The sequence below is a fragment of the Burkholderia stagnalis genome (assembly GCF_039848545.1).
Classification (GTDB): Bacteria; Pseudomonadota; Gammaproteobacteria; order Burkholderiales; family Burkholderiaceae; genus Burkholderia; species Burkholderia stagnalis.
Genome location: NZ_CP156685.1, coordinates 3,273,928 through 3,286,601 on the forward strand (window position 1 = coordinate 3,273,928; position 12,674 = coordinate 3,286,601).

The window sequence follows — 12,674 nt, forward strand, 5'->3', positions numbered from 1 at the left end:
GGGCCGGCTGCCGTTACCGGTTCGACACTACCCGCACGGACACGCTCTGCAGCGCCGGCGCGACGGCCGTCTGATACTCGGGCACCCAGCGGCGCAGGTCGCGCCGCACCTCGTCGTCGCTGAGCACGCGATGCTGCATCAGCCACGGCAGCAGCTCGTCGAGCAGGTTGTCCGGCACCTCGCGGGCACGCGCGATCCGCAGTTTCGGATGCGGCGTGCGGGTGGTCGTCTCGTCGTCCGCGAGCAATTCCTCGTAGAGCTTCTCGCCCGGACGCAGCCCGGTGAATTCGATGCGGATCTGCCCTTCCGAGAAACCGTACAGGCGTATCAGGTCGCGCGCGAGATCGACGATCTTGACCGGTTCGCCCATGTCGAGAATGAAGATCTCGCCGCCATGCCCCATGCTCGATGCCTGCAGCACGAGCTGCGACGCTTCCGGGATCGTCATGAAGAAGCGCGTGATCTCCGGGTGCGTGACCGTCACCGGGCCGCCCTTCGCGATCTGCTGCTGGAACTTCGGGATCACGCTGCCCGCGCTGCCGAGCACGTTGCCGAAACGCACCGTCTCGAATTGCGTGTGCTCGCTCGTTTGCTGCAGCGCCTGGCACGCCATCTCCGCGAGGCGCTTGCTCGCGCCCATCACGTTGGTGGGGTTGACGGCCTTGTCGGTCGAGATCAGCACGAAATGGCGGACGTCATGACGGATCGCCGCCCGCGCGACACGGTAGGTGCCGAGCACGTTGTTGCGCAGCGCCTGCCACGCGTTGAGCTCCTCCATCAGCGGCACGTGCTTGTAGGCCGCCGCATGGAACACGATGTGCGGCACGTGGCGCGACATCACCTGGTCGAGCAGCAGTGAATCCTTCGCGTCGCCGATGATCGGCACGACCGGCTGGTCGGGGAAGCGCTCGCGCAGCTCCTCGGTCAGGCGGTACATCGCGTATTCGGACAGGTCGAACGCGACGAGCTGCGCCGGCGCGAAACGCAGGATCTGCCGGCACAGCTCCGAACCGATCGAGCCGCCGGCGCCCGTCACCATCACGACGCGGCCGCGCAGCAGCGCCTCGACGTGCGGGGTGTCGATCGTCACGGCGTCGCGGCCGAGGAGGTCTTCGAGGTCGATCTCGCGGATCTGGGACAGGAAGCCCTGCCCCGGCATCAGTGCGGTCAGCGACGGCAGCACCATCACCTTCAGGCCGGCGCGCACGCAGAGCGTCGCCACCCGGCGCTGCACCTCGACCGACGCGGACGGAATCGCCACGATCGCGTATTCGATCTTCAGCGCCTCGGTCCAGTGCGCGACATCGTTGATCGCGCCGAGCACCTTGTAGCCGTAGATTTCGCGGCCCTGCTTCGTCTTTTCGTCATCCAGCAGGCCGACGAGACGCCATTCGCCCGAACGCGACAATTCGCGCGCGAGGTTCGCGCCGGCCGTGCCGGCGCCGATCACCAGCACGGGTTTGCCCTGCCCGACGAGGCCGCCGTACAGGTAGAACTCCTTGGTCGCGCGATACAGCGCGCGGGCGCCGCCCATGATCAGGAACAGCATCAGCGGGGAGACGAGCAACACCGAGCGTGGAATGATCGGCGACGGCTGGAACATCACGGCGCCGATCATCACGATCACGCCGCCGCCCGTAAGCGCCTTCGAGATGCGCATCAGGTCGGGCAGGCTCGCGAACACCCACAGGCCGCGATACAGGCCGAACACGTGGAACATCAGGGCGTAGACGGGGAGCACCCAGACGAGCGCGGCCAGCGCGCCGCTCAGGAAAACAGGCGGAATGCTGCCGTTGAACCGGACGAGATAGGCGAACAACCATGCGGCGACTACCGCCAGCAGGTCGAACAAGAACGCACTGAATGACAGCCATGATGCTTTGGATCGCAACATCGGCAAGAGACCTCACGAATTGTTATCAACGGCCGCCTGCAGCCGGCGCCAGCGCATGTCGATCAAGACGCCGATGCACGTCAGCACGCCATACCACGCAAAAAACGCCAGCCATTGCTGCAGCGCGGGACGGCCCAGCGCCCATAGCGCAACAATTATGCCGATGAGCATGATGAGGTACCAATAAAAGGCGGTACGCCCGTGACCCACGCCGGAGCGCACCATTCGTTGATAATAATGCTCGCGGTGCGCTTGCCAGAACTTTTCTCCACGTAACAGACGTCTCAGGAGTGTTACAGATGCGTCGGCAATAAAGGGCGCGAACACCATCGCTGGAAACCAGATTGGCCAGACCGCGTCGCGCCAGCCCCAGTAGCCGAGCGCACCCGCCATGAATCCGAGTGGAATCGAGCCTGCATCGCCGAGAAACAGCTTCGCCGGGTGAAAATTCAGTTGAAGAAAACCCAACGCGGCACCCGCAACCGCCGCTCCGGCCACGATGAGATCCGGGGACGGTTGAACGCCCGCAAGCGCGGCGACAGCGTAGGCGCTGAATCCGAACAACGCCATGCCACCGGCGAGGCCGTCCGCACCGTCCATGAAATTGTAGAGATTGGTCAGCCAGACCATCACGAAACCCACACCAGCGAGGAGCCACCACGGAGCCGTAGCCGGGTAGGCGACGATCAGCGCAACGACTGCCGCAAGATGCGCGGCGAACCGGACACGAGCAGGCAGCCCGCGCCGGTCGTCGAGCTGCGATAGGGCTGCCAGAGCCGCGGCAGCGACGGCAATCAGCCACATCCGAGGTGCAAGCCACACCATTGCGACGACGCAAACCGGCACGATGCCCCAACCGCCGACGCGCGGCGTCGGACGGGTGTGCATCGAACGATCGTTCGGAATATCGGTTGCGAGCCGCCAAGCCAATCCGGTTGCGAGCAGCACGCGCAGGATCGCCGTCGAGCAGACAGCAGCGGCCAGGGCCACCGCAGCGGCGGCGAGCCATGTGGTAATCGTGAAATGCATATTGCCTATTTTTGGGTGTCGCGCGAACGATACCATGCGGCCGTCGCTTCAAGGCCTTGCCGGGTCGTGTAGGGAGGCTGCCAGTCGAGTATGTGTTTGATGCGGCCGGTGTCGAGTTGCAGGCTGCCGGTCAGCCGGTCGATCGCGGCACTGCGGCCAGTCAGCCTGCCCAGTGCGCGCAATGCGCCATCCGGAACCGGGAACAAGCGCGCCGGCTTGCCAAGCGCGTCGCCGATCATGCGAAGCAGTTCCGTCACGGATGGTGCGTCGTCGTCCGCGACATGGAAGCAGCCGTGTGCAGCGCGCGGATCGGTCGCGCAGTGCAGTATCGCGTCCGCAAGGTTGTCGATATAGACGAGGCTGCGGCGTGCGGAAATCGCGCCGAGCGGCAGCGGCACCCCACGCCAGACTGCGTCCATCATGCGCAGAAAGTTTGCGCGAACCTCAGGACCATAGACGAGCGGCGGGCGGACGATGACGACGTCGAGGCCCGATGACTCGGCAAACTGCCGCAGGGCCTGCTCCGCTTCGCGTTTCGAGCGACCGTATGCGTCTTCGGGCCGGGCTGGATCCTGTTCGCCGAGCGGGCTGCCGCCATCGGTTTCCGCAAGCGCCTTGATGCTGCTGACGAACACGAGGCGCTGCACACCGTTACGCCGAGCCGCGTCCGCCACCCGCAACGTGCCTTCGACGTTGGTCGCCCGATAGACAGCGTCGAGGTCCGCCGCGGTGTCGTTCAGCACGTGCGCGCGGGCAGCCAGGTGGACGACGCAGTCGGTCCCGGGCCACACCTCGCCGTCCAGCCCGGCAAAGTCCCGGCCATCGTAGAGCCATTCCCGAACACCCTCGGTACAACCGCCCGGGCGCCTGACGAGGCCCGTCACCACATGGCCGCCCGCGATCAATGCGCGGCTCACGGCTCGGCCGACGAAGCCGTTTGCCCCTGTCACGACCACGCGACTCATAGCCATTTCCAGCCGAACCGGTTGTAGAACTTGAAGGCCGATGCGACGAACATGCGGATGTGCGCGAAGCCTTTACGGGCAGCTCCACCTCCGTGGTGGAGCACACGCACCGCAGGAACGTACGCAATACGTGTCAATTCGCGCGTACGCAGGCTCAGGTCGTAGTCCTCGAAGTACAGGAAATAGCGCGGGTCGAAACCCTTCAGGCGTTTCAGCGGCTCGGTCCGGAACAGCATGAAGCATCCGCTGACGATCGGTGGATCCCAGACGATATCGGTCTCGTTGATGCGGTCGCGCATTTCGTAACGGGCGAGCCGGCGGTCGAAAAACTTTCGGATGCCGCCCGGCAGAAACCCTCGTACGAACAGATCCAGCAGTGCCGGATACTGGCGGCACAAATACTGGAGCCGCCCTTCGTCGTCGCCGATGCGTGGGGATAGCAGACCAATGTCGGCGTGCGCGTCAAGAAAATCCAGCGCCTGCGAAAGCGCCTCCGGATCGAGATCGATATCCGGATTCAGCACGAGATGGTAGCGGCTGCGCACCTGTTCTATTGCCAAGTTGTGACCGCGTGCGTAGCCGACGTTGCCGTGTCCGGAGATGAGGTGGCATTCGACACCGGTTTTGCGAAGCGAGGCCAAAGCCACCGACAAGGTGGACGGCCAGCCCCCGTTGTCCACAATGCAGACGCTCACGGACAGCCCCGGGCGTGATTTGCGCAGGTCGTTGCTGGCGACGCCAAGACTGGAAAGCGTCCGCGCAAGCAGCGCTTCGTCGGGATGGTACGTTACAACGGAAACCGAAAGCCCCTCGGCACAAGACAGGGAGGAACGGCTGGAGCGGGATTCGACGGAATGAGACGCCACGAGCTGATAGAACTTCCAATAAGGGCAGGAACCGAGGGCAAGTTTGCGCATACCGGCGCGGCTGCGCAACTGGTATTGCCATTTGTAGCATACGCACCTCGGTGGCCCGGCCAACGGAAACCCATTGAGGAATCCGCATGGCACAAGCCGCATCGGAGATCGCTGCTCCTGACAAACCGCCGCCAGGCGGCATGATACGTCGCCGCTCGAGATGCGTCATACGAAAACGGCGTCGCGACTGAATCAATCAATACCCGCGTCGTGCATCGACGGCAAGCAACTGCGAGAGAACCAGTCACACTCGGGGCACTCGCCGCAACGGTTCGCCGAAATCCGCGAGCGGAGGAAACGGCAATGGCAGGCCAAACCTTTCCGCCAAAAGCGAATGATATGATCTGTGCGTCTCAGAAGAGCGCCGGTCATGAAAACAAAAACCTCAGATTATTCAAAGCAGGTGATCCTGCTACTTCTTCTGCTTACTGGCATCCTGTTCGTCGCAAGCTTCGGCCCAGTGAACGAGCCTCGCCCGCTTGTATCTCCGTCCGAATGGCGCCAGACCGGCCAATTCCCGGCCCTTGCCGATACACTGTCCCCACTTCAGATTCCGACCAGCATGTCGGGAAATCCGGCTTTCCGAATGTTTCGCTCATGGACGGAGCACGGAGCACTGAAAGGGACGATATCGAGCTCGTCATTTAAGCCCGCGCCATATATGGCCGTTCCGTTCCAACGAGGCGGACAGCGTCACTATCCGAATCCGGACGAAATCTATTTCCGGTGCGAATCGAGCGGTGCGAAATTCTCCGTCAGCAGTGCGCAATCATTCGATGAATGGAATGTCGCCTACGTGCACCTCCCGCCATCGTTCTGTGCCGGGGAAGTCACGCTCAACGGCACGTCGAACGCGACGCTTCCGGAAGCGTACCTGGGCATTGCCACGCCGTTCGAAGTATCGCGCGCGACCTATTTGGCCCATACCGGCTTCGGCGTGAAGGCAGCCATCGTGGCCGCAACGTGGTTCTTCCTGTGTGCAATCGCAGTTGCGTCGCATGTGGTGCTCTCGCGGTTCAACCGTGGCATCGACCCGATGGCCACGGGAATCGTCGGAATCGGCGCAGCCGGCATGGCTGTATTCACCGCCGGCATCTTCGCGGCACCCCTTTCCCAATTCGCATCCGGCGCAATCGTTACCGCCTCGATCGGGCTGTCGACGTGGTGGATGGGCGCGCGCAAATCCGAGTTCGAAGCCTATTGGTGCAAAGCGCGATTGCCGCTCCTGTGCTGGCTGGCCGTCGGCATGTCTCTCACCGCTTTCGTTGCGGGCATCGACAACGGCGGAGGCCGCTGGGCAGCGAATGCGATGTTTGCCCCCCTCAGCTGGTCGGTCGACAACGAGAACCCGATTTTCTTCGCGTATCAATTTGCCCATGCCGCACCGGGACTTCCCCTGTTGGCGGGCCCGTGGCAATTCGACGATCGCACGCCGCTGCTGACCGTCCTGTTGATCATTCCGCAAACGCTCTTCATCGAGCCGATCGCCGAAATCATCGGCCAGGACTTCATCTATACGGCCGACAGCAGCTCGGCAGTGTGCATCCTGGCAGCATGGGTCCCGGTCATCATCTGGTTTGCCCAGAAGATATCGGTGCGTCACCGACTCCTGTTCATTGCCATTGTTTCAGCTTCGCCCTTCATGCTGTTCAATACGGTGTTCACGTGGGGAAAGATCATGGGGGCAACCTACATGGTCCTGGCAATCGGACTCATGCTGCCGGCCGAGGAGAAACACGGCGACCGCCCGAATCTTTTTCTGATTCCGTCCGCACTGGCGCTGTCGTACCTCTCGCATTCCGGCAATGCGATATCGGCGGCGGCCTTTCTCCTTGTCTTCTGGTCGACGCTTCGTATCCGCGACACGCGGATGCTCATTTCCGGAACGATTGCAGCGCTGGCGATCATGGCACCGTGGCTCTACTGGATCAAGATCGTTCAACCGGGCGGCAATGCGCTCACGCGCCTCCAGCTCGCCGACGATGTCGGATTCAACGACCGCTCCAAATCGGTTCTGCTGAGCATGAAGGAAAAGCTTCGCTCGATCGGCTGGCAACAGTGGCTCGCTTTGAAGAAAAAGTCATTTCATATCATCGGCGACGTACCGGGAAACATCGACCTTCCCCGCCCGATCGATAACAGAACGGCGGATTACTTCGGCAATCAGAGATCCAATGATTTCGCCGTCGTTGCACGAACCACCGGCATTTCGACGATCGGCGTCATCGCCGCGCTTTTTCAATCCGTCTTTCGTGTCAGGCAAAGCGACCCACTCGTCCTCCGGCTTATCGTCTGCGGATTACTGGGCATCGTCTCCATGACCCTGGTGATCATCCAGATCGGAGTCGTCCATCACCAAGCGTACGGCTCGGTAATCATGCTTGCGATCGCTGGAGCGATGTTCCTCGCGAATCGCAAGCCGCTGATACCCGTGTCGCTGTTCGCCGCGTGGGGTGTTTACTTCGTCCTTGCGTGGGTTGTCGGGCCGATGCGGAATGCCGATCATTTGCACCCCGTCACGCTGTGTGCCGCACTGATATGGGGTCTGGCTGCAATCTACCTGGTCTCCACCGCGAAAGAGCTCAGGGAGGACGCAGTCGATCACACGATCCTTTGGAAACGACCGGACGCCGGACGTGACGAACAACCGTTGACTCAACCCGCTCGCTAGCCGTCGATAAGTCAGACCGCCGGCGCCGACCGTCGGCGGTCCCGATTGCTCGCACTCGCCGGGAATCGACCTTCGGCAATCCCGCCGGCGCGTGCCCGGGCAGGCAACCAAGCGCGCGAAACCACTCGACTCGCACGAGCAACACCCCTTCTGGCCACGCAGCGTCACCGGATTCTGGTGCCCCGGGAGCAGCCTCGTAGCACGCTCATTTGGGGCCGGCCTTGCGGCCTGAACAGGATGTTAAGATGCCGTGCCGACGATCTTGAAATCTGAGCAATGGAACCACCAAAACTAGGATTCATCGATTCCCTGCGCGGTTTCGCAGCACTCTACGTGCTTCTTTTTCATTTCAGCCTGATCACAACGCCGATGGCCGTGGCGCCCCGGTGGCTGGCACCATTTACCGGGCTCGGCGGTTCTGGGGTAACGCTCTTCTTCATCGTCAGCGCCTTCACGCTCTGCCTGTCGACGGACACGCGCAAACAGGATGAGTCGACGCCCCTTTTGAACTACTACTTGCGTCGCCTCTTTCGCATCGCGCCACTCTTCTATGTCTGGATCGTTCTTTATTGCATTCGGGACAAGCTCGTATTCGATGTAGTCCACTCGCCGGCAGAAATCGCACGCAGCCTGTTTTTCATGCTGAATCTGTCGCCAGGACATGAGCAAGGCTTTGTATGGGCAAGCTGGACGATCGGCGTCGAAATGCTGTTTTATGTTTTTTTCCCGGCCATATTTCGACTTACAAGCAACGTCGGCCGCGCGTTTGCGTTTTTTATCGCCACGCTGATGGCCCGATCGATCTGGCATGCGGCTGTACCCTATTTCGTCTCGGATCAGACTGTTGCCGCGACGTATTATAACTTGAGCCTTTTGCATCATTTGCCGACATTCGCATTCGGCATTGCCGTATATCGTATTTATAAATTGCTCGATCTCGATCGAGTCAGACGGAATGGACTCGGGGAACTGCTGACGGTCGGTGCCGTTGTATTGCTGATCTCCCTTGCATACGGTCAGGTCCAAACAGGCATTTTTGACGCGTTGACGGTCGAAGCCGCGATTTACGGGGCACTGTTGATCGGATTGGCAATCAAGGCACCCGTCGCGTTTGTCAATCGCATCACGCGCTTCTACGGCAAGATCAGCTATTCGGTCTATCTGAGCCACGCGACGACGCTCTTTCTGATGTCGAAGCTCTTTGCGATCATCTATTCACACTCCGCATACGTAACGGTTGCCTATTTCCTGTCGATCGCGGCGGGGATGGCGGTAGTGACGCTCCTGTCCTGGTTCACTTATACGTTCGTCGAAACGCCCGGCAACCGGCTCGGCAAAGCGGCCATTCGAGCGATTCAGCGCCGGCGAGCCACCAGCCTTACGACGTAGCAAGCGCGCGTGGCGGCCCACGTCGCTGTCGTCCCGATTGAACAGCAGCGACGCAATCCACTCACGAGGCCGAGCGAATTCCCCCGCGTCGACATGCCCGCCGCGCGCCGAATTACCACGAAGTTGTTGCCGAAATATGGACTCGCCCCGGCTCCCGGACCGAGGTTGTGAATTGGGCAATGGAATAGTAAAGTAGCGCGGCTTCCCACACGGCTCATGAGACCAGTGTCACGCATGCAGACGCACCGCAGGGGGCGACCGCTCGCGAGACACCTTCCTATTCGAAATCACGTAGACCCCCTCCGGGGGGGCTGAATGAATGCGCAGCAGACCACTCGTCGTCGATCTCGACGGCACCCTGATCCGTTCAGATATCCTGCTCGAATCAGGATTCGCCTATCTGAAGTCGGCTCCACACCGGTTCTACAAGCCGGCCCTGTGGCTGATGCGCGGCGGGAAACCTGCATTGAAGGCCCAACTGGCCGACGCGACGAACCTCGACGTCTCCGTTCTGCCTTATGACCCCGCCGTCATCGAATGGCTGACGAACGAACGAGCCGCCGGCCGTTCGCTCGTACTCGCCACGGCAAGTCACGAGCGCTATGCGCAGGCCATTTCAGCTCACCTCGGTCTGTTTGACAAGACCTTCGCGACAGACGCAAGCACCAATCTGTCCGCCGCCAACAAGCGTGATTGCCTCGTGGCCGAATATGGCGAAAAGGGATTCGACTACGCCGGCAACTCGCACGACGACCTTCCCGTCTGGAACGCCGCCGAACGTGCTTATGTGGTCAATCCGAACAGCGGCGTCGAGCGCGCGGCACGCAAGAACGGCAACGTCGAGCGCGTCATCGATTCCCGCCCCGCCATGCTCAAGACCTGGAGCAAGTCGTTGCGGCTCCATCAATGGCTGAAGAATCTCCTGATCTTCCTGCCGTTACTTGCAGGGCACATGCTGGACTCGCCGCAGCCTGTGCTGGCGGCGCTGCTGGCGTTCATCGCATTCGGTCTTTGCGCGTCAAGCGTTTACCTGCTCAACGACCTGCTCGATCTCGACGACGACCGCCACCACCCCGTCAAATGCAAGCGCCCGCTTGCATCCGGCGCGTTGTCGCTGACATGGGGCATCGGCCTCTTTCCGCTTCTGCTTTCAGTCGCGTTCGTCATGTCCTGGGCGCTATTGCCATGGCGCTTCTCGGCCGTGCTGCTCGCGTACTATGCGCTGACGCTCGCCTATTCGATGTATCTGAAACGACGCGTCATGGTGGACGTCGTCGTGCTTGCCACGCTCTACACGATCCGCATCATCGCCGGCACCGCTGCCGTAGGCGCGCATCTGACGTTCTGGCTGCTCGCCTTTTCGATGTTCATTTTCCTCAGCCTTGCGCTCGTCAAGCGATACGCAGAACTCCACACGATACAGGCGCGCGGCCTCGTCAAGACACGCGGCAGAGGCTACCTCGCCAGCGATCTGCCGATGCTCTCGTCGCTCGGGACGTCCTCGGGCTACCTGGCAGTCCTGGTGCTCGCGCTTTACATCCAGGATGCCAGGACGACGAGCCTGTATCGTCATCCTCAGGTGATCTGGCTCGCCTGCCCGCTCATGCTGTACTGGATCAGCCGAACGTGGATCATCACGCATCGCGGCAAGATGCACGACGACCCGATCGTTTTTGCTGCGCGTGACCGTATCAGCCTGCTGATCGCCGCGTTGTGCGGCATCGTCTTCTGGGCGGCCACCTGATCGATGGATACGATGCTGTCATGGGGCCGCTACCCGTATGCACCGCAAACGCCGCATACCGTCGCCTGGCGCGACACTGCTCTTGCGGCCTGGCAGGCGGTCGCCCGCGATCAAGGGTCGTCGCTCGCGTTCGGAAACGGCCGAAGCTACGGTGACAGCTGTCTTGCAGCCTCCGGCCATGTCGTGCACACGAGGTCGCTCGACAGGCTGATTGCCGCCGACTGGCAAACTGGCGTGCTGCGCGCGGAATCGGGCGTAACGCTCGACGAGATACTCGATGTCGCGATACCACGCGGCTGGATGCTGCCCGTCACACCCGGGACCAAATACGTGACGCTCGGTGGCGCAATCGCAAACGACGTCCATGGCAAAAACCATCACGTCCGCGGCACGTTCGGCAATCACGTGCGCCGATTCGCGCTGGCGCGCAGCGACGGGGCGCTCGTCGAATGCGCACCGGACACGCAAGCCGAATTGTTCGCGGCCACGATCGGTGGACTCGGCCTGACCGGGCTCGTCATGTGGGCGGAAATTCAGTTGATGCCGATCCGCTCGAGCCTGATCGACGTGACGAGCATCCGATTCCCGAATCTCGACGGTTTTTTCAAGCTATCCGAGCAGCTCGATCCCAAGCACGAGTACAGCGTTGCGTGGGTCGACTGCCTGAGTCGCGGTGCATCGCTTGGACGCGGTATTTTCATGGTGGGAGACCACGCTGCCGAAGGTGCGCTGGAAGTCAACCGCCGCAAGAAGCACACGGTACCGTTTACGTTGCCGGTGCCACTGTTCAACGGGGTCACGCTGCGCGCGCTCAACGAACTGTATTACCGGCGACAGCGTCGCCCCGAAGTCCACGCGAAGATCAACTACGACGCCTATTTCTATCCGCTCGACAGCCTGCTCGAATGGAATCGAATCTACGGTCGAGCCGGCTTTCAGCAGTATCAATGTGTCGTGCCGCCACACACGGCACGCGACGCAACACGCGAGATTCTCGAGGCGATCTCGTCCAGCGGAACCGGCTCGTTTCTCGCGGTGCTCAAGCGCTGCGGCAAGAGCATTTCGCCGGGACTCCTGTCCTTCCCGATGGAGGGGACGTCTCTGGCACTTGACTTCCCGCAACGGGACGCATCCATTACACGACTTTTCACACGGCTCGATGCAATTGTCCGGGAGGCCGGCGGGCGGCTCTATCCGGCAAAGGATGCGCATATGTCGGGGCCCGACTTTCGCGCGGCCTATCCGCAATGGCAACAACTCGAAGCACTGCGCGATCCCGCCATGCTGTCGCGTTTCTGGGAACGAACGACTCGATCATGAAAAACATCCTCATCGTAGGTGCGACGTCCGCGATCGCAACCGCATGCGCGCGCAAGTGGGCGTCCGAAGGTGCACGTCTTTTCCTCGTCGCGCGCAACGGCGAACGCCTTGATCAGGTTGCCGACGATCTGCGTGCGCGCGGCGCGAGCCTGACCGAATGCCATCGTCTCAATATCGACGATCTGGGCGCTCACGCCGACATGCTCGCCCATTGCGCCCAAGCGCTCGGCAAGCTCGACATCGTGCTCGTCGCACCCGGCACGTTGCCAGACCAAAACGCTTGCGAAGCCGACCCGGCAATCGCCGTCCGTGAATTCAACACGAACGCCGTTTCGCTGATTGCCCTCCTCACCCCGCTCGCCAACGTGCTCGCGGCGCAGGGAAGCGGCACCCTGGCCGTGATTTCGTCAGTGGCAGGCGATCGCGGACGCGGATCCAATTACTTGTATGGCAGTGCAAAAGCAGCGCTCTCGGCATTCTGCGAGGGATTGCGGGCTCGCCTGTTCAAGGTGGGCGTCCACGTGGTCACGATCAAACCCGGATTCGTCGCAACGCCGATGACCGAAGGCATGCCGCTGCCTGGCCCGCTCGTCGCGGTGCCGGAGAAAGTCGCCACCGACATCGTGCGTGCAATCGATCGGCAGACGAACGTGCTCTATACGCCTTGGTTCTGGACCGGGATCATGCTCATCATTCGCTCGATTCCGCAGCGAATCTTCAAACGCCTCTCCCTGTAAGTCGCGCC

9 protein-coding genes are annotated in these 12,674 nt (G+C 61.7%); 5 read left to right on the top strand and 4 right to left on the bottom strand.

Features of this window, described 5'->3' with window-relative positions; genetic code table 11:
* Positions 1-13 precede the first annotated feature (13 nt).
* Genes ABFO07_RS15220 through ABFO07_RS15235 form a run of 4 tightly spaced genes read right to left on the bottom strand, consistent with a single transcriptional unit; the run spans position 14 to position 4,805 of the window.
* Complete coding sequence (locus ABFO07_RS15220; protein ID WP_347467800.1) at positions 14-1,894, bottom strand: polysaccharide biosynthesis protein; 1,881 nt, start codon at positions 1,892-1,894, stop codon at positions 14-16.
* A gap of 12 nt (positions 1,895-1,906) precedes the next feature.
* Entirely contained in the window at positions 1,907-2,959 is a 1,053-nt protein-coding gene (locus ABFO07_RS15225) for an MraY family glycosyltransferase (protein WP_059565363.1), read from the bottom strand.
* Complete coding sequence (locus ABFO07_RS15230; protein ID WP_059565362.1) at positions 2,929-3,888, bottom strand: UDP-glucose 4-epimerase family protein; 960 nt, start codon at positions 3,886-3,888, stop codon at positions 2,929-2,931. Before ABFO07_RS15230 ends, ABFO07_RS15225 begins: the two co-directional genes overlap by 31 nt.
* Complete coding sequence (locus tag ABFO07_RS15235) at positions 3,885-4,805, bottom strand: glycosyltransferase family 2 protein (protein ID WP_347467803.1); 921 nt, start codon at positions 4,803-4,805, stop codon at positions 3,885-3,887. Before ABFO07_RS15235 ends, ABFO07_RS15230 begins: the two co-directional genes overlap by 4 nt.
* A 370-nt stretch (positions 4,806-5,175) precedes the next feature.
* On the opposite strand from ABFO07_RS15235, the gene ABFO07_RS15240 reads away from it, so the two are divergent.
* The 5 genes from ABFO07_RS15240 to ABFO07_RS15260 all read left to right on the top strand — a co-directional run bounded on the left by ABFO07_RS15240 (position 5,176) and on the right by ABFO07_RS15260 (position 12,666).
* The gene (locus ABFO07_RS15240; RefSeq protein WP_230941817.1) at positions 5,176-7,476 is read left to right on the top strand and encodes a hypothetical protein; all 2,301 of its coding nucleotides are present in this window, start codon (positions 5,176-5,178) and stop codon (positions 7,474-7,476) included.
* Between the two features lie 276 nt (positions 7,477-7,752).
* On the top strand, positions 7,753-8,865 hold the full coding sequence (locus tag ABFO07_RS15245) for an acyltransferase family protein (protein WP_059565360.1): 1,113 nt from the start codon (positions 7,753-7,755) through the stop codon (positions 8,863-8,865).
* A gap of 319 nt (positions 8,866-9,184) precedes the next feature.
* Complete coding sequence (locus tag ABFO07_RS15250; protein ID WP_059565359.1) at positions 9,185-10,609, top strand: UbiA family prenyltransferase; 1,425 nt, start codon at positions 9,185-9,187, stop codon at positions 10,607-10,609.
* Between the two features lie 3 nt (positions 10,610-10,612).
* Positions 10,613-11,929 (top strand): FAD-binding oxidoreductase, encoded by a 1,317-nt coding sequence (locus tag ABFO07_RS15255; RefSeq protein ID WP_060149149.1) that lies wholly within the window; start codon positions 10,613-10,615, stop codon positions 11,927-11,929.
* The gene (locus ABFO07_RS15260) at positions 11,926-12,666 is read left to right on the top strand and encodes an SDR family oxidoreductase (RefSeq protein WP_059565357.1); all 741 of its coding nucleotides are present in this window, start codon (positions 11,926-11,928) and stop codon (positions 12,664-12,666) included. The genes ABFO07_RS15255 and ABFO07_RS15260 overlap by 4 nt, the downstream gene beginning before the upstream one ends.
* Positions 12,667-12,674: the final 8 nt, after the last annotated feature.